Annotated in this window: 12 protein-coding genes; 6 read left to right on the forward strand and 6 right to left on the reverse strand. The window is 61.2% G+C overall.

What is annotated here, in order from left to right:
* Window positions 1-35 precede the first annotated feature (35 nt).
* A complete protein-coding gene (locus KI617_RS07040; protein ID WP_226451299.1) occupies window positions 36-2,051 on the forward strand; it encodes a methyl-accepting chemotaxis protein in 2,016 nt (671 codons plus the stop codon).
* Here the strand turns inward: KI617_RS07040 and KI617_RS07045 are convergent.
* Window positions 2,029-2,577 carry a DUF2062 domain-containing protein gene (locus KI617_RS07045; RefSeq protein ID WP_226451300.1) on the reverse strand — a complete coding sequence of 183 codons (549 nt, stop codon included), beginning with the start codon at window positions 2,575-2,577 and terminating at the stop codon, window positions 2,029-2,031. The genes KI617_RS07040 and KI617_RS07045 overlap by 23 nt on opposite strands.
* 17 nt (window positions 2,578-2,594) lie before the next feature.
* Between KI617_RS07045 and KI617_RS07050 the strand changes: the two genes are divergently transcribed.
* From KI617_RS07050 to KI617_RS07060, 3 genes are read left to right on the forward strand one after another with little or no spacing between them, the layout of a single operon-like run.
* Window positions 2,595-4,913 carry a DNA internalization-related competence protein ComEC/Rec2 gene (locus KI617_RS07050; RefSeq protein ID WP_226451301.1) on the forward strand — a complete coding sequence of 773 codons (2,319 nt, stop codon included), beginning with the start codon at window positions 2,595-2,597 and terminating at the stop codon, window positions 4,911-4,913.
* A gap of 23 nt (window positions 4,914-4,936) precedes the next feature.
* Complete coding sequence (locus tag KI617_RS07055) at window positions 4,937-5,791, forward strand: alpha/beta fold hydrolase (protein ID WP_226451302.1); 855 nt, start codon at window positions 4,937-4,939, stop codon at window positions 5,789-5,791.
* Complete coding sequence (locus KI617_RS07060) at window positions 5,788-6,561, forward strand: alpha/beta fold hydrolase (protein WP_226451303.1); 774 nt, start codon at window positions 5,788-5,790, stop codon at window positions 6,559-6,561. The genes KI617_RS07055 and KI617_RS07060 overlap by 4 nt, the downstream gene beginning before the upstream one ends.
* Here KI617_RS07060 and KI617_RS07065 read toward each other — a convergent pair.
* The 3 genes from KI617_RS07065 to KI617_RS07075 are packed head-to-tail and all read right to left on the reverse strand — an operon-like array spanning window position 6,495 to window position 11,363.
* The gene (locus KI617_RS07065) at window positions 6,495-7,280 is read right to left on the reverse strand and encodes a M90 family metallopeptidase (RefSeq protein ID WP_226451304.1); all 786 of its coding nucleotides are present in this window, start codon (window positions 7,278-7,280) and stop codon (window positions 6,495-6,497) included. The two genes, KI617_RS07060 and KI617_RS07065, sit on opposite strands and share 67 nt — an antisense overlap.
* Window positions 7,277-8,161: a DMT family transporter gene (locus KI617_RS07070; RefSeq protein ID WP_226451305.1), complete on the reverse strand. Its 885-nt coding sequence runs from the start codon at window positions 8,159-8,161 to the stop codon at window positions 7,277-7,279. Before KI617_RS07070 ends, KI617_RS07065 begins: the two co-directional genes overlap by 4 nt.
* A 49-nt stretch (window positions 8,162-8,210) precedes the next feature.
* Entirely contained in the window at window positions 8,211-11,363 is a 3,153-nt protein-coding gene (locus KI617_RS07075; RefSeq protein ID WP_226451306.1) for an EAL domain-containing protein, read from the reverse strand.
* A gap of 136 nt (window positions 11,364-11,499) precedes the next feature.
* On the opposite strand from KI617_RS07075, the gene KI617_RS07080 reads away from it, so the two are divergent.
* Window positions 11,500-13,722: a RelA/SpoT family protein gene (locus KI617_RS07080; RefSeq protein WP_226451854.1), complete on the forward strand. Its 2,223-nt coding sequence runs from the start codon at window positions 11,500-11,502 to the stop codon at window positions 13,720-13,722.
* A 16-nt stretch (window positions 13,723-13,738) separates the two neighbouring features.
* Window positions 13,739-13,918 (forward strand): LiaI-LiaF-like domain-containing protein, encoded by a 180-nt coding sequence (locus tag KI617_RS07085; RefSeq protein WP_226451307.1) that lies wholly within the window; start codon window positions 13,739-13,741, stop codon window positions 13,916-13,918.
* On the opposite strand, the gene KI617_RS07090 is transcribed toward KI617_RS07085, so the two are convergent.
* Together KI617_RS07090 and ppk1 are read right to left on the reverse strand one after the other, a co-directional pair.
* Entirely contained in the window at window positions 13,887-15,533 is a 1,647-nt protein-coding gene (locus KI617_RS07090; RefSeq protein WP_226451308.1) for a GGDEF domain-containing response regulator, read from the reverse strand. The two genes, KI617_RS07085 and KI617_RS07090, sit on opposite strands and share 32 nt — an antisense overlap.
* A 158-nt stretch (window positions 15,534-15,691) precedes the next feature.
* Entirely contained in the window at window positions 15,692-17,773 is a 2,082-nt protein-coding gene (gene ppk1, locus KI617_RS07095) for a polyphosphate kinase 1 (RefSeq protein WP_226451309.1), read from the reverse strand.
* Window positions 17,774-17,895: the final 122 nt, after the last annotated feature.

The raw sequence follows: 17,895 nt of genomic DNA on the forward strand, positions 1-17,895 counted from the left end.
ATCGCCACTAGCACCTCCAGGTGAGGAGACCGTAAATGCAAGCCTTATTTTCCCCAGCCGTCGCACTGATGAACCGCCTTCGCTACAACAGCAAGTTCCTGCTGCTTGGTGCAGCAGTCTCGGTGGTCATGCTTGTCTTGTTGTACTCCGTGTTTACGAATCTGAGTCGCGATATCGAAACTGCCCGGAATGAGCTGAGTGGTGTCCAGATGCTCAAGCCGATGAACCGCATGGTTCAGTACATCCAGCAACACCGTGGTCTTTCTGCTGGCGTTCTGGGTGGCAACGAGGCGATGAAGGACAAGCGGGGAGCCAAGGAAAAGGAAGTGCAGGAAGCTCAGGCGGCTACCGAGGCGGCTCTGAACGCTAACCTGCGCCAGATGCCAGCCTGGCAAAAGATTCGCACGGATATTGAAACTTTGCGGGCCCAAGGCCTGACATGGAGCGTCGCGGAAAATATCGCTTTCCACAATCGACTGATCGACCAAGTCCTTCTGTTCATGGTCGATGTGGCTGACAGCACCGAGTTGACCCTGGATCCGGTGATGGATACGTATTACATGATGGATACCGTGGTCATCAAGATGCCAGCGATGCTGGAGCGTCTGGGGCAGACGAGAGCACGGGGTACCGGTGTGCTGGCGAAGAAAGAAATTTCACCGGCGATGAAGATCGACATGGCTTCGACCTTGGCTGAAATGTCCAGCACCTTGCGTGCACAGAACATCAATCTGGATAAGGTGGCGCAATATGCGCCGACGATTCGGGGCAACCTCTCCGGCCCTCAGCAGGCATTTACTTCCGATGTTCAAAAGATATTCGCCCTGGTGCGCGAAGATATTCTTAGCGAGCGTTTCCAGACGCCAGCCCAGGAATATTTTGCCTCGACAACAGCGCTGATCGATCAGGGTTACAAGATGATGTTCGATACGCTGATCCCCCAGTTTGAACAGCAATTGCAGGGGCGGATGAATCAGGCCCGCAAGGTGTTGATGTTCGAAGTCGGCTTGTCGGTGCTCGTCGCCTTGGTCGTCGGCTATCTTGGTTTCGGCACCTATTATTCGGTGATCAACAGCGTCGGAGATTTCTCCCAGGGTGCCCGACGTCTGGCCGATGGCGATCTGACGGCTGAATTCGATGCCAACGGTGCCGATGAGCTGCATGCTGCCGGCAAGGATTTCAACGGCATGGCCGCTTCATTCCGCAAACTGCTTGGCGGCATTCAGGGCGATGTTCGGCAACTCAATCAGGCGGCCGAGCAACTGGCTTCTTCCAGCCAGCAGATTTCCGCCGGTACATCGGCGCAAAGCGATTCGGCATCGAGCATGGCGGCAGCCGTCGAGCAGATGACGGTCGGCGTCGATCACATTGCCAAGAATGCGCAGGATGCGCAGATCTATTCTCGTGAGTCCGACCAGCTGGCAGCGCATGGCGGTCGTATCGTCGAGGGCGTGGTCAATGAAATTCAGGGCATCGCCCAGACCGTCAATCAGTCGGCGGCGGCGGTCGAGGCGCTGGGCCAGCAATCGGAACAGATTTCGGCGATCGTCGGCACCATCAAGGATATTGCCGACCAGACCAATCTTTTAGCGCTCAACGCGGCCATCGAAGCGGCGCGGGCCGGTGAGTCGGGGCGCGGCTTTGCCGTTGTTGCCGACGAAGTCAGGAAGCTGGCCGAGCGGACTGCGAAATCAACGCAGGAAATTTCTGCCATGATCCTTGCCGTCCAGACCGGTACGGCCACCGCGGTGTCCAGCATGAAAGAGGGCGTCCACCGGGTATCTTCCGGCGTCGAGCAAGCCCAGCTGGCTGGTGAGGCGATCAGTCAGGTGCAGGCGCAGTCGCGTCAGGTGCTGGATGCCGTGTCCGAAATCTCCGTTGCCTTGCGCGAACAGGCGGCGGCCAGCACGGAAATTGCCCAGAACGTCGAGCGCATTGCGCAAATGGCCGAGGAGAACAGTGCGGCTGCCAATGGCAACGCAACAACCGCCGACACCCTGCGCACTCTGTCGAACGGCCTGACTGCTGCTATCGCCCGTTTCCGGACCTGAGTGCCCTGCGCCGCCGCCAGGCGGTGAGCAGGTAGATACGCCAGGCGGCTCGAGTGGCGACGTAGCCGAGAGCCGCCAATGCTGCCGCGAGCAGCACCAGGCCAATGCCCAGCGGTTTGGCGACAGCCAGCATCCAGGTTTGCATGGCTGTCGTCCACGCCACCATATCGGTGGGGTTGAATGCCGGTGGCGTGATGAAGCCGTTGCCATCCCCCAGAAACAGCCGTCCGATTTGATACGCCAGCAAATACAGCGGCACGATGGTGAATGGGTTGGTGTAGAGCGTCACCAGCATTGCCAGCGGCAGGTTGACGCGGAAGACCGAGGCGCAGATCGCCGCACCGAGCATTTGCAACGGCCCCGGGATCAAGCCGCAAAACAGGCCGGCGGCTACCGCGCCGGCGGCCGAGTGGCGATTCAGATGCCATAAACGCGGGTGCAGCAGCGACGACTCGAACGGCTTCAGCCAAGGGTTCCGGCGTATCGTTTCGTGATCGGGCAGGTATTTTTTCAGGGTGCGGCGCATGCCCTTATTATTGCAGCATGCGCCTGAATATTCTCGCCTTTGCCATCGGTGTGCTCGGTCTGCAGATGCAGCCGGAACTGCCTGCCTGGATGGCTTGGGCGATGGCGGGCCTGCTGTTGGTGCTGCCGGCATTGCGCTGGAAAAACTGGTCGGTGCATCTGCTGGCGATGCTCGGATGCTTCGCGCTCGGCTTCGCCTGGGCTGGCTGGCGGGCTGATATTCGGCTGGCAGATCATCTTGATGCGGGCTGGGAAGGGCGCGATGTCGAGGTGATCGGCGTCATTGCCGGGCTGTCGCAGGATTTCAGCAACGGCACCCGTTTCGAGTTCGACGTATCCAGCGTGTCGCCCAAGGCGGCCATCGTGCCGCAAAGAATCATGCTGTCCTGGTATCAGGGGCGGCGCGATGAAGAGCTGTTCGCGCGCCTGCCGGTGCTGCCCGGCGAGCAGTGGCGCTTTACCGTGCGCCTGAAACGGCCGCACGGCAACGCCAATCCCGGTGGCTTCGACTACGAAGCCTGGTTGCTCGAACGCAATATCCGGGCAAGCGGTTATGTTCGGCCCAATCCTCCGCAGCGACTGGCAGACATGGTCTGGCAACCCGGCTACGCGATCGAACGCTTGCGTTACGCGGTCCGCGCTTCTTTCGCCCGCCTGCTACCTGAGGAGAATCATCCATGGGCCGGTGTCCTGGTCGCCCTGGTCATCGGCGACCAGAAGGCGATCAACGGAGATCTATGGACGATCTTCAACCGGACTGGCACCACACATTTGATGTCGATATCGGGTTTGCATGTAACGATGGTCGCTGCCTTGTTTGGTTGGCTGGTCTCTTTCGGCTGGCGGCGGGTTCCCGCTTTGGTGCTGCGCCTGCCGGCGCAAAAAGCGGGTTTGCTCGCGGCCTGCCTGGCCGCGCTGGCTTATGCCCTGCTGGCGGGTTTTGCCGTGCCGGCCCAGCGCACGCTCTACATGCTGCTGGTTGCTGCCGCCGCCATGCTGTCCGGGCGCCTCGTTGCACCGAGCCGAACCTTGGCGCTGGCCCTGCTGGTGGTGCTCTTGTTCGATCCATGGGCTGTTTTGGCTGCCGGTTTCTGGCTGTCTTTCGGCGCCGTCGGTGCCTTGCTCTATGTCGGATCGGCGCAGGTGGGCGTAGCGCAGGGCTGGCGCCTCCATTTGCAGTCGTGGGGCACTGTCCAGTGGGTGGCGACGCTCGCTTCACTGCCGATACTGTTGCTGGTCTTCCAGCAATTCTCGCTGGTCTCCCCGCTGGCCAATGCACTGGCCATTCCGGTGATCAGCTTTGTCGTCACGCCACTTGCCCTGCTCGGTGCGGTCATCCCGTGGTGGCCCATCCTTGGGTTGGCGCATCAGGTCATGGCCTGGCTTATGCTTTTTTTGGAATGGTGCGCCAGTTGGCCGGTCTGGCAGGTTCCGGCGCCCCCGCTCTGGTTGGCGATTGCGGGCGGCCTGGGGGTTGGCATCTGTTTGTTGCCACGTGGTCTGCCCGGGCGCTGGCTGGGCATGTTTCTGATTCTGCCAGCCCTGTTTGGGAGCACGGAAAAGCCTGCTGAAGGTGAAGCCTGGATCGATATTCTCGATGTCGGTCAGGGCTTGGCGACGGTAATCCGGACCCGCGAGCACACGCTGATCTACGATCCCGGGCCGCTCTACAGCGCCGAGTCGGATGCCGGGCAGCGGGTCGTCGTGCCCTACCTGCGTTTTCTCGGCATCGACAAGGTCGACATGCTGATGGTGACCCACCGCGATACCGACCATTCCGGCGGAACGACCTCGGTTCGCGCCGCGTTGAATGTGGGCGAACTCCGCTCCTCGGTGGTCGGAATGGATGGTGATCGTTGCGTTGCGGGGCAGCGCTGGGTATGGGATGGCGTGGCTTTCGAGGTGCTGCATCCGGCTGCGGAGGCCTATTCGGTCGATACGAAATCGAATCACCTGTCCTGTGTGCTGCGCGTTGAAGCCGGTGGCCGGCGGATGCTTTTGACCTCGGATATCGAGGCGCCCGATGAGGCCGAATTGCTCAAACGCTATCCGGCCGGGCTGCAGGCCGATGTCCTGCTGATGCCGCACCACGGCTCGAAAACTTCATCGACACCCGCTTTCCTGCAGGCCGTCGGCGCCAGCGAGGCGGTCATCCCGGTGGGCTATCGCAGTCGTTTCGGCCACCCGAAACCTGAGGTGGTGGCGCGCCACGAGGCGATGGGCAGCCGTATCTGGCGGACTGATCGGGATGGCGCCGTGCAGGTGGTGTTGGGCGAGCGGGATGTCGCCATGTCGGCGTGGCGGCAAGCGCGCGCCCGTTATTGGTTCGGCCGGTGATACATTGGCGAGGAGGAGGCAATATGCAATTCAAACAACAAACCGTGCAGTGCATCGGACCATCGGGTTTGCACCGGATGGCCTACACCGAGTGGGGCGCCCGCGATAATCCGCGCGTGCTGGTCTGCGTTCATGGCCTGACCCGCAATGGCCGCGATTTCGATGCGCTGGCCGAGGCCATGTCGGCGCATTACCGGGTGATCTGCCCGGATGTCGTCGGCCGTGGCAAGAGCGCCCATCTGCGCGACCCAGCCGCCTATGGCATCCCGCAGTACGTCGCCGACATGGTGACGCTGATCGCCCGGCTGAACGTTGATACCGTGCATTGGGTCGGCACCTCGATGGGTGGGCTGATCGGCATGGCGCTGGCGGCGCAGGACGGCACGCCGATCCGCAAACTGGTGCTCAACGACGTCGGGCCGCTGATCACCGTCGAATCACTGCAGCGCATTGCCACCTATGTCGGGGTTGATCCGGTCTGGGCAACTTTCGACGAGGCGCTGGCCTTCGTCAAGCTGGTCAGCGCCCCGTTCGGTGCGCTGACCGAGGCCCAGTGGCACCATCTGACCGAAACCAGCATTACGCAGCGGGCTGACGGCCGCTGGGCCTTCCGTTACGATCCGCGGATTGCCGAGCCGTTCAAGGCGGCATTCGTCGACAAGGACATCGACCTGTGGCCGGTCTACGAGCAGATTGCCTGCCCGACGCTGGCGATCCGTGGCGCCGAATCCGATCTGCTGACCCGCGCTACCTGGCAAAAAATGTCGTCCTGTGGCCCGCACGCCAAGCTGGCAGAAATTCCCGGCGTTGGCCATGCCCCCATGTTCCAGTCGGATGAGCAGATTGCCGTCGTCCGCGAATTTCTTTTGAGCGCATGAAACACGTTACTGTCAAAGGCCTGAAACTCGAATATCGCGATTACCCGGCTACCGCCGAAGGGCGGCCGACATTGTTGCTGCTCCATGAAGGTCTGGGCAGCGTCGTCATGTGGCGGCATTTTCCGGAAAAGCTGGCGGCGGCAACCGGTTGTCGACTCATCGTCTGGTCACGGGCTGGCTATGGTGGTTCGGAACCCTATCCTGAGCCACGCACGCCACGCTACATGCACCGCGAGGGCGAGGAAATGTTGCCGGCCTTGCTCGCAGCGTTGAATATCGAGCGGCCAATCCTGATCGGCCATAGTGACGGCGGCAGCATTGCGCTGATTTTCGCCGGGGCTTTTCCCGAGGTGCCGCTCGGTGTGGCCGTCATGGCGCCGCATGAATTCGTCGAGGCCGAAACGCTGGCCGGAATCCGGGTCGCCCGCCAGGTCTGGGACGACACCGACTGGCCGCACAAACTGGCCCGCTACCATCGCGATGCACCGCGAGTGTTCAGCGACTGGAACGATTGCTGGCTGTCGCCGCCATTCCGCGACTGGAACATCGAGGAATACCTGCCGAAAATCCGCTGCCCGGTGCTGGCTATCCAGGGCGAGGACGACGAGTACGCGACGATGCGCCAGATTGAGGTGATTGCCGAGCAGGTGCCGGGCACTGAGCTGTTGAAGCTGCCGAAATGCGGCCATTCGCCGCAGCGCGATCAGGAGGCGCTGGTACTCGATGCGTTGGCGGCCTTCGTCAGCCGGGCCAGCGGGTCCTGCCGGTAGTAGCGGCTGAGCAGTTCGTACAGGGCCGGGTATTCCTCGGTCACCACATCCGGGATTTCGAAGAAGCTCTCGGTCAGTACCGCGAAAAATTCGGCCGGGGCTTCGCTGGCATAGGGGTCGATGGCGGTTTCCTCGCCGCTGTCGACCCGCTGGCAAAAGTCCTCGTAGGCCGCGAAAAAGATTTCCTCCCACTCGGCCTCGGTCATGCCGCTGTGCAGGGCCGGCATGCCGTCGGCGTCACCGTTCAGCATGTCCAGCTTGTGGGCGAATTCGTGGATGACCACGTTGTAGCCGTCACCGGCCATCTGGATGTCGTGCCATGACACGATCAGCGGGCCGCCTTCCCAGGCTTCGCCGGAAAGCACGTCGTCGTATTCGTGCACGATGCCGGATTCATCCTCGATGCGGCGTGGCACGACGAACTCGTCGGGATAAACGACGATACCAATCCAGTCGCGGTAGGCGGTGAGACCGAGCTTCAGGATGGGCAGACAGCCCTGAGCGGCGATGGAAACGCAGATTTCGTCGCTCAGTTCGAGCCCGCCGGCCGTGCTGAATTCCTTTTCGGCGAGAAAGGCCTCGGCCAGCGCCTTCAGCTGTTTCTGCTCGTCGAGCGACAGGACATCGAGAAAGGGTAGTGACGTGACGGTCACTGCCCACAGGGTGTCGGGGATCAGCGTTTGCTTCTTGCCGCGCAGGCGGTCGAGCAGTTCTCTCATTTTTTCGTGGTCAGCCAGATGCCGGTGAAAATCAGTCCGATGCCCAGATAGTGGTACCAGAACGGTATTTCGCCGAGGAACATGAAAGAGAGCAGGGTGCCGAAAACCGGCATCAGGTGGATGAACAGACTGGCCTTGTTGGGGCCGACTTCCGCCACGCCCTTGTTGTAGAAAATGTAGCCGAGGAAGCTGGGGAAGATGCCGACGTAGGCCAGCGCCGAAAGCGAGCCGAAGTTAACGTTCATGAACCGCCCCTGGGCCATTTCCCAAGCGTAGGCCGGGGCCAGTGCGCAGAGGCCGATCACGGTCGTTGCGCCGAGCATCAGCATCGGATGGACACCGGCCGGGCGCCAGGCGAGGGCGACGGTATAGATCGCCCAGTCGAGCACGGCAACCAGCATCCAGACGTCGCCGATGTTGAGATTGAGGTGGGCCAGAACAGCGGGGTCACCCCGCGAGATGATGGTCATCGCGCCGCACAGCGAGACGACGACCCCGATGCCTTCGATCCGACGCAGGTGCTTGCCGAGAAAGGCCCACGAAATGGCGATAGTGGCGATCGGGATGAAGGAATTCAGCAGCGCGGCGTTGGTTGCCGTGGTGTCCTGCAGCGCGATGTAGGCGAAGGTGTTGTAGCCGCCGACACCAAGCAGGCCGAGCACCAGCAGGGGTTTCCAGCCTTTTTTCAGCAGCGGCCACTGCGCTTTCAGGTGCGGCAGGGCCAGCGGCAGGATCAGGGCGAAGGCAATGACCCAGCGCCAGAAGGCAAAGGTCAGCGGCGGAATGTCGCCACGAACGCCGCGGCCGATGACCATGTTGCCGGACCACGAAAGCACGGTCAGGGTCAGCAGCAGATAGGGATTGGCGAACAGATTTTTCATGGTCGCCGGATTATGCCTGAAGGCGTACTGCTTGCTGCGTCGGCTTTCCCTAACGCGCTGCCGTTGGCGAATTGCTGTTGGCCGAGCCGATGTCGGCATGGATCACGGCCTGTCTTAGGGCCCCCAGGCTGGCAAGGAGTTTGTCGCGGAGCTGGAATATTTCGCCCAGCCGCTGGCGGGCAGCCGGTGGGTTGTCGGCATACAGGTGCACCAACTCAGCGCCGCAGCGATGGACCTCGTCGTGGATGGGAACAATTTTCTGAACCGCCTGCAGATGGGCGTAGCGCAGGAAATCGTCGCTATCCAGCCATTGTCCGAAACGGCAGGCGTGTGCATCAAGCGGCGGGACCGGCAGGCCGCTGTCCGGCTCGGCGTTGATCAGCGCTTCGAACTGGCGCACCCAGCGAATATGATCGACCTCGACCGTCAGCAGCGGCAGGTCTTCCGGCGGCCAGCGGATGGCGTCGTGCCATTCGGGCGGGGCACGCCAGCGCTTGATCCAGGCTGGAAGGTCGGCGGCTGGCATCGGCCGGGAAATTCCGTAGCCCTGGCCCCATTCGCAACCGAGATGCAGGAGCAGGGTGCCGTGGGCGACCGTTTCGACGCCTTCGGCAATGACGCGGCGCCGGAAGGCCGAGGCCAGACCGACCACGCCATCGACAATGGCCAGGTCGTCCGGATCATCCAGCATGTCATGAACGAACGAGCGGTCGATCTTCAGCGTCTGCATCGGCAGTTGCTTGAGATAGGAGAGCGATGAATAGCCGGTACCAAAATCGTCGATGGCAAACTGCACGCCGAGTTTGCGGCATTCCGAAATGCGCTCGGAAACCTGCGACAGATCCTGCAGGGCGGCAGTTTCGACGATTTCCAGCTCGAGCAGTTGTGGCGAAACGGTCGGGTGGCGTTGGAGTATGTCTTGCAGATGGCAGGCAAAATCCGGGCGTTGTAGGTGCTGGGCATCGATATTGACGCTGATGGCCAGGTGCAGCTGCTCGTTGCGAGCCCAGGACGCCATCTGGGTCAGGGCGGCATCGATGACGTATTCGCCCAACTCAAGGTGCAAGCCGGTTTGCTCGAACATGAACAGGAAACTGTCGGGGTAGAGCAGGCCCTTGTCGGGATGCTGCCAGCGCAACAGGGCTTCGGCGCCGATGATGCGACCGGCGCGCATGTCGGCCTTGGGCTGGTAGTGGAGCAGGAATTCCCTGTTCTCCAGGCCGCGCCTGAGTTCGCTCAGGTGTTCGCGATGCTGGCTGGATGAAAAATCGCTTTGCTGGTGATAGAGCTGGAAGCGATGCCGGCCGGCCTGCTTGGCAGCGTACATGGCCTGGTCGGCATGGCGGAGCAGGGTGTCCGGGTCGGTGCTGTCGGCCGGGTAGATGGTGACACCAAAGCTGGCGGTGACCCCGGCCTGTTCCGAGTCGATGATGAAAGGCACGTTCAGCGCATCGCCGATCCGCTGCAATGCCTGTTCGCATTCGGCAAAACTGCCCAGTTCGCTGATCAGCAGAACGAACTCGTCGCCGCCCAGGCGGCTCACCGTGTCGTGCTGGCGGAGGCATTGCGTCAGGCGCCGGGCAACCTCGACCAACAGGCGATCGCCGGCCTGATGCCCCCAGCGGTCATTGATCGGCTTGAAGTTATCGAGGTCGAGGTAGCAGACGGCCAGCAGGTCGCCGCGTCGGTTGCTTTGGGCGATGGCCTGCTTGAGGCGGTCGGCCAGCAGTAGGCGATTGGGCAGGCCGGTCAGTGCGTCGTAGTAGGCCAGTTTTTCCAGCTGGTCCTGGCTCTGCTTGAGTTCGGTAATGTCGTAGAAAAGACCGATGAAATGGGTAATCATCCCGTCGCGGTCGCGAATCGACGAGATGCTGGTCCGCTGCGCATAGATCGTCCCATCCTTGCGCTGGTTCCAGATTTCACCCCGCCAGGCACCGTTGGAGAGCAGTACTTTCCACAGCTCGTCATAAAAATCGCTGCTCTGGCGCGACGAGCGGAACAGGCGAGGTGTCTGGCCGATCAGTTCGGCGTGGCTGTAGCCCGTCATGCTGCAGACGCTGTCGTTGGCCCGCACGATGTGACCCGCTGCATCGGTGATCAGGATGCCTTCCTCGGCATGCTTGAAGACACCGGCAGAGAGGCGTGACGAGGCTTCGCTGTCATGCAGTATCCGGTTGCTGCGCAACATCAGGCCGAGTGCCAGCAGGAGGGAAAGAAGCGCCGCGATGGTGCCGCCCATCAATTCCACGCCATGCCGGGCCATGATGTCGGACCAGGTGATGTCCTGCCTGGCGTAGGGGCCAAGGCGGGCCTCGCGGAAAAGGTCGAGTACCGGCTGGTAATTCTGCGGCAGGGTCCAGCCGGCAATATGGGCCTGTTGCGCTGCCGCATCGTCGGGACTCATCGCCAGCAGGGCGACCAGAATGGCCTTGCTGATGTCTTCCGGAAAGTCTCCAACCCGGGCCAGCGGCCATTCCGGATACAGTCGCGTGCTGTGCAGGTAGGGATAGCCGGCTGTGTTGCGGGCGTCGATCACTTTCAGGGCGCCGGGCTGGAGTGTGCCCTTGGTAATCATCGCTTCGATCAGGTCCGAGCGAACGAAGCCGGCATCGGCATCGCCGGCCAGGACGCCATGCACCACCTTTTCATGGTTGGCGGTTTCGATCAGCGCTGAGACTGTGTTCTCCAGTTGAATCTTCTGGTCCAGCGCTTCACGGAGGTGGACCTGCCAGCCGCCAAGACTCGATTTGTCGGGAATCAGCAGGCGCTTGCCCTTCAGGTCGCGATAGTGCGCGATGTCCGTACGGCTGGCGAGGGTGATGGCGGTACCGCCAAAACTCTTGAGCGGTCCACTCGGGCTGGCGATCAAGCGGGTAGCGATGCGCGAGACATTGCCCGTGGTTTCGAGTTCGGTGTAGTGACCGGTGTTGGTGATCAGCAGTTCGATCGAGCGGGTACGAACGGCTTCGTCGATTTCAGCATAACCAAGCGGGACGATTTCGAAGCGCCTGCCCGGGAGTCTGGCACCGAGATAATCGGCATGTCCTTGCCATTCCTGAATGGCCTGCTGGGTGCCTCGGTAGGCCAGGACGCCGATGCGGACCGACTGAATTCGATCACTCTCGGCATGGGCTGTACCGGTCAGGAACAGGACAAGCAGAAATCCGAGAAAGCGGCGAATGATGGGGGGCACCCAATCCATGAGGATCGCATCTATTTTTAGTAAGAACATCATATAGCAACAATCGCCGATCAGGCATGCCTTGCCGAATGCTGACTGGATGTTCGGTGGTTTTTGCTAGCGTTACCGGATGCTGATCCGCCTTATAATCGCTTCCATGGTTTCCGTCGTCCATTCCGTCGCCGCCACGAGCGACTTCGAACAGTTCCTCGTCACGCTGACAGACGGGGTGCCTCCTGCAGATGCCGAGCGCCTGAAAAAGGCCGTCGAATACGCCTGGGAAGTCTATGGCGACCGAACGCTGGGCAGTGGCGAGCGCATCTGGTCCCACGCCTTGGGCATGGCCGTCATCATTGCCGGCCTCAAGCTCGATGTGGAATCGCGCATTGCCGCCGTCCTATTCGCCATTCCGGCCCACGACGAACACGGCATTGCCAGCATCGAAACCCGTTTCGGCAAGCCGGCAGCGCATCTGGTGCATGGCATTTCGCGGCTGAACCGCTTGCGGCCGATCACCAAGGGCTTCGTCGCCACCAATATCGAGGCCGGCGAGGTCAATCCGGCCGAGATGAAGGCCCAGGTCGAAGTGCTGCGCAAGATGCTGCTCGCCATGGTCGAGGACATTCGCGTCGTCCTGCTGCGCCTGGCCAGCCGGACGCAAACCCTGCGCTTCTACGCCGCCAACCCGGACGACCTGCGCGTGCAGGTGGCCCGGGAAACGCTGGAACTTTATTCGCCGCTGGCCAACCGGCTCGGGGTCTGGGAACTGAAGTGGGAACTGGAGGACTTGTCCTTCCGCTTCATCCACCCGGATATCTACAAGAAAATCGCCAAGATGCTGGACGAGAAGCGTAGCGAGCGCGAACAGTTCATCGTCGATGCCGTGGTGCGGGTTCGTGGCGAACTGGCGCTGGCCGGCGTGCTGTCGGCCGAGGTCTATGGCCGGCCGAAGCACATCTATAGCATCTGGAACAAGATGCGGAAGAAGGACGTCGAGTTCTCCGAGGTCTACGACGTGCGCGCCCTGCGCATCATCGTCGATGACCTGAAGGACTGCTACACGGCGCTCGGCATCGTGCACAACCTGTGGCAGCCGATTCCCAAGGAGTTCGACGACTACATCTCGAATCCCAAGGGTAACTACTATCGCTCGCTGCATACGGCCGTGCGCTGCCCGGATGGGCGCAGCCTGGAGATCCAGATTCGTACCGTCGAGATGCACAAGCACGCCGAACTCGGCGTCGCCGCGCACTGGCGCTACAAGGAAGGCAGCAAGCGGACGAGCGAGGACGATTACGACGAGAAGATCGCCTGGCTGCGCCAGCTGCTGACCTGGAAGGACGAAGTCGCCGACAGCTCGGACTGGGTCAAGCATTACAAGCAGGCGGCGCTTGACGAGACGATCTACGTCATCACCCCGCAGGGCAAGGTCGTCGACCTGCCGGCCGGCTCGACGCCGGTCGATTTCGCCTATCGCGTGCATACCGACCTCGGTCATCGTTGCCGGGGCGCCAAGGTTGGTGGCCAATTGGTGCCGCTCAATACCTCGCTTGAAACCGGGCAGGAGGTCGAGATCGTCACCGCCAAGGTGGGCGGACCGTCACGCGACTGGCTGAATCCCGGCCTCGGCTACATCCATACCAAGAGCGCCCGGGTCAAGGTGCGGGGCTGGTTCTCCAACCTGGCCCTGGAAGAAACGCTGTCCGAAGGACGCGGCCTGATCGGCAAGGAGTTGCAGCGGGCCGGGCAGACCGGGGCGAATATCGAGGAACTGTCGCACAAGCTGGGCTTTGCCAAGGCCGATGACCTGTACATCGCCGCGGCGCGTGGCGACCTGAACCAGCGGCAATTCCAGGCCGTGGCCAAGGGCGGCGACCTGCTGGCCGAAACGCAATTGCCCGATGAAGTGATCGCCAAGCCGAGCAAGCCGGTGGCCGGCAATCAGGGCATCCTGATCGTTGGCGTCGACAAGCTGCTGACCCAGTTGGCCCGTTGCTGCAAGCCGGCCCCGCCGGACGAGATCCAGGGCTTCATTACCCGGGGCAAGGGTATTTCGATCCACCGCATGGATTGCCCCAACTTTGCCAATCTCGCTGCCCTGCATCCCGAGCGGGTCATCGAGACCGACTGGGGCCTGCAGACCACCGGTGTTTTTGCCTGCGACATCATTGTCGATGCACACGATCGCCAGGGCCTGCTGCGCGATATTTCCGAAATCTTCACCCGCGAAAGACTCAATGTCGTCGGCGTCAACACCCAGTCCAAACAGGGCAAGGCGCACATGAGCTTTACCGTCGAAATTACCAACCTGCAGCAATTGCAGCGCACGTTGACGCTGGTCCACGACGTCGAAGGCGTCGTCGGCGTGCGCCGCGCCTGATTACCGGAGAGAACGCATGAAAGGCCATTTCGCTGCCATTGCCCTGATCGTCATCGGCGCCATTGCTCTGGGCGTCAATCTCGACCTGTTCGAACTCGATCTGGTCGCGCTGATCCGGAAGTGGTGGCCGCTGGTGCTGATTGCGCTGGGTGTTGGGCTGTTCTTTACGCCGGACGATTCGGCTCGGCGCAACTGACCTTGTTGCGGCCCGAGTTCTTGGCCGCGTAGAGCGCCGTGTCGGCCTGATGCAGCAGGTTCTCCAGGTCGGTTTTCTGATCTGTCATGGTGGCGACGCCGATCGACAGGGTGCAGTTCAAGGTGCTGCCATCGCCAATGTCGAGCCATGTTTCCGCGACCTGCTTGCGCAGGCGCTCAGCCACGATACTGGCTTGTTCGAGATCGGTTTCCGGTAGCAGGACGGCAAATTCCTCGCCGCCCATGCGCCCGGCAATATCGCTGTCGCGCAAGGCGTCACCGATCTGTTTGCCAACATTGGCGAGTATCAGATCACCGGTTTTATGACCGTGGTGATCATTGATCCGCTTGAAGAAATCGATGTCCAGCATCATGACCGACAACTTGCTGCCATAGCGTGAACTGCGGTTCAGTTCATGCTTGGCGAGGCTGATGAAGTGGCGTCGATTGAACAGATTGGTCAGCTCGTCAAATTGCGACAGGCGTTCGAGTTCCTTCTGGTAGTTCTTGATCGGCGTGATGTCGGTGGAGATGCCGCAAATGCCGGTAATTTCGTTTGAACTGTTCCGCGTCGGGAACTTGACTGACAGGAAGAATGTCTCGCCCTGCTCGTCGTGCAGTGCCTCTTCGGCCTCGATGGTGCTTCCGCTGGCCATCACGTCGAGGTCGACGCGCCGGTAGGCTTCGGCGGCGGCGGCCGGAAATATTTCAGCGTCCGTCTTGCCCAGCGTCTCTGCCCGCAATTTGCCGGTCACCTCTTCATGTTTACGGTTCACCAGCAGGTAGCGTCCTTCGCGACTCTTGACGTAAGTGGCCGCAGGGCTGTTTTCGATGACGTCGGCCAGGAAGTTTCGGCTTTCCGCCAGCCGCTTGCGCAGCGTCTTTTCGACGGTCAGGTCGCGGATCAGTCCGACAAAAAACCGGTCGTCCGGGGTCTCGACATCGGTGACGCCCAGATGCATCGGGAATATCTCGCCATTCTTGCGCTGTCCGCTGACCTCGCGGCCCATGCCAATGATCTTGCGTTGGCCGGTCGCCGCATAGTTGCCCAGATAGTCGTCGTGCTCTTCCCGGTAAGGCGAAGGCATCAGCATGTTCACATTTTTGCCCAGCACCTCGCTGGCCGCGTAGCCGAAAATGTTCTCGGCCGCTTTGTTGAAGGCCGAGATTCGGCCAACGCGGTCGATCCGGATGACACCTTCGATCATGTTGTCGATCATGGCGGCCGACGAGCGCTGCACCGAGACAATACGCATCATCGCCTGGATACGGATATCGAGGAGCAGGGGCTGGATCGGCTTGATGATGTAGTCGTCAGCGCCGGCCATGAAACTGCTTAGCAGGCTGGTTTCATCGGTGTGGCTGGTGACGGTGATGATCGGCACCCTGAGCGGCGCCGGAATTTTCCGGATCTGCTTGATCGCTTCGAGGCCGCCCATGCCGGGCATTTCGATGTCCATCAGAATCAGTTCGGGCAGCGATTCCCGATAGGAGGCAATCGCATCTTCGCCGCTGCGCACAAAAGTGACGAGGTGCCCGTTGCTTCGGAGTTGTTCGCCGATCAGCGTGCCAACGGCAAGGCTGTCGTCGACCAGGAGTATCCGTAGTGGGTTCATTGATTTTAGTTTGCTGACTTTGGCAAGAAATCCAAATTTAGCCAAAACTATAACCGGAACACGCGGGAAACGGTGGGTCGGGGCGTGTTATTCCGCCCGATTTGAAATGCGGGTGGCCATCTTGACGGGCCACACCGCATTTTTCCGGACTGACTGGTTCAGCTGTTGCCGACGGTAACCATCAGTTCGCCTTGCGCGTTGTGCGGCTTGCTGCGGGTCGAGCGCCGCCGCTGGTAAACGCCTTGGCTGTTCATTTCCCAGCCCTGCTGGTTGTCGGCCAGATAGAACTTGAGACCTTCGGTAATGACGCGCTTCTTCAACTTGGGGTCGAGGATGGGGAAGGCCAGCTCGATGCGCTTGAAGAAATTTCTGTCCATCCAGTCGGCGCTCGACAGATAGACGTTTTCCTTGCCGCCGGCCAGGAAGTAGAAAATGCGATGGTGTTCGAGGAAGCGGCCAATGATCGAGCGGACGCGGATGTTGTCGGACAGGCCGGGAACGCCGGGGCGCAGCGCACAGACGCCACGCACGATCAGGTCGATTTCGACGCCGGCCTGCGAGGCCTTGTACAGCGCATCGATCACTTCGGATTCAAGCAGCGAGTTCATCTTGGCGACGATGCGCGTCTTGCCGCCGGATCGAGCGATTTCCGCTTCGGCCAGAATGCCGGCAACCACGTTCTGCTGCAAGGTGAAGGGCGCCTGCCACAGGTGCTTCAGCGTGCGTGCCTTGCCCAGTCCGGTCAGTTGCTTGAATACTTCGGCGACGTCGTGCGTGACTTCCTCGTTGGCGGTCATCAGGCCAAAGTCGGTATAGAGACGGGCGGTGCGCGGATGGTAGTTGCCGGTGCCGAGGTGGGCATAACGCTTCAGGCCGCCATCCTCGCGGCGCACGATCAGCAAAGCCTTGGCATGCGTCTTGTAGCCGACGACGCCATAGACGACATGAGCGCCGACCTGTTCCAGCTTGGTCGCCCAGCTGATGTTGGCTTCTTCGTCGAAACGAGCCATCAGTTCGACGACGACGGTCACTTCCTTGCCATTCTGGGCGGCGCGGATCAGCGATTCCATCAATACCGAATCGGTACCCGTCCGATAGACGGTCATCTTGATGGCGACGACGCTCGGGTCGGTGGCCGCCTGGCTGAGAAACTCGATAACCGGTGCGAAGGACTGGTAAGGGTGGTGCAGCAGGATGTCGTTCTTGCGGATGCTGTCGAAGATATTGGCACCCTTGGCCAGTCCCTTCGGCGTGCCGGGGACAAAGGGGCGGAACTTCATGTCGGGACGGTCGACCCAGTCCGGCACCTGCATCAGGCGGACGAGGTTCACCGGGCCATTGACGCGGTAAAGATCGGCTGGCTTGAGGTCGAACTGGGCGAGCAGGAATTCGGTCATCGCCTCCGAGCAGTTGTTGGCGACTTCGAGGCGGACGGCGTTGCCGAAGTGGCGCTGCGGCAGTTCGCCCTGCAGCTTGGTGCGCAGGTTGGTGACTTCTTCCTCATCGACGAAGAGGTCGGAATTGCGCGTGGCGCGGAACTGGTAGCAGCCGAGCACGGTCATGCCGGTGAACAGTTCGCCGACGAACTCGTGCAGGATGGACGACAGGAAAACGAAGCCGTATTCATAGCCCGCCAGTTCTTCCGGCAGGCGAATGACGCGCGGCAGGACGCGTGGTGCCTGGACGATGGCAGCGTTGGAACTGCGGCCGAAGGCATCCTTGCCTTCGAGTTCGATGGCGAAATTGAGACTCTTGTTCAGGACGCGCGGGAAGGGGTGCGAGGGGTCGAGCCCGATCGGTGTCAGCACCGGCACCATTTCGCGGATGAAGTAGTTGCGTATCCATTCGCGCTGCGCTTCGTTCCAGGTCGAGCGGCGCAGGAAGCGGATGCCCTCTTCGGCCAGGGCCGGCAGGATGACCTCATTCAGATGCTGGTACTGCTCGGTGACCATGGCGTGGGCTTCGGCCGAAACCAGGCGGTAGGCCTCCTGCGCGGTCTTGCCGTCGGTCGTGACCACGGTAGCATGCGCCTTGACCTGTTCTTTCAAACCGGCCATGCGGATCTCGAAGAACTCGTCGAGATTGCTCGAAACGATGCACAGGAAGCGCAGTCGTTCGAGCAGGGGCATCCGTTCGTCTTGCGCCTGGGCAAGAACGCGGCGATTGAAAGCCAGCAGGCCAAGTTCCCGGTTGAGATAGTTCTCGGGCGGGAAGCGGGGTTTTAGTTGGGGGTGGGTCATCGCGCGCGCTCCATGTGATCCTTGAAGTATAGGCTTTAAGACCATCATTTTGTTGCACTAATGTTTCAGCGGGATGACAGTGAGCCGCTCTGGCTGTGCCGGAAAATGGCAAAACCGGGCAG

Origin of the sequence: Ferribacterium limneticum (genome assembly GCF_020510625.1) — a bacterium.
Classification (GTDB): domain Bacteria; phylum Pseudomonadota; class Gammaproteobacteria; order Burkholderiales; family Rhodocyclaceae; genus Azonexus; species Azonexus limneticus_A.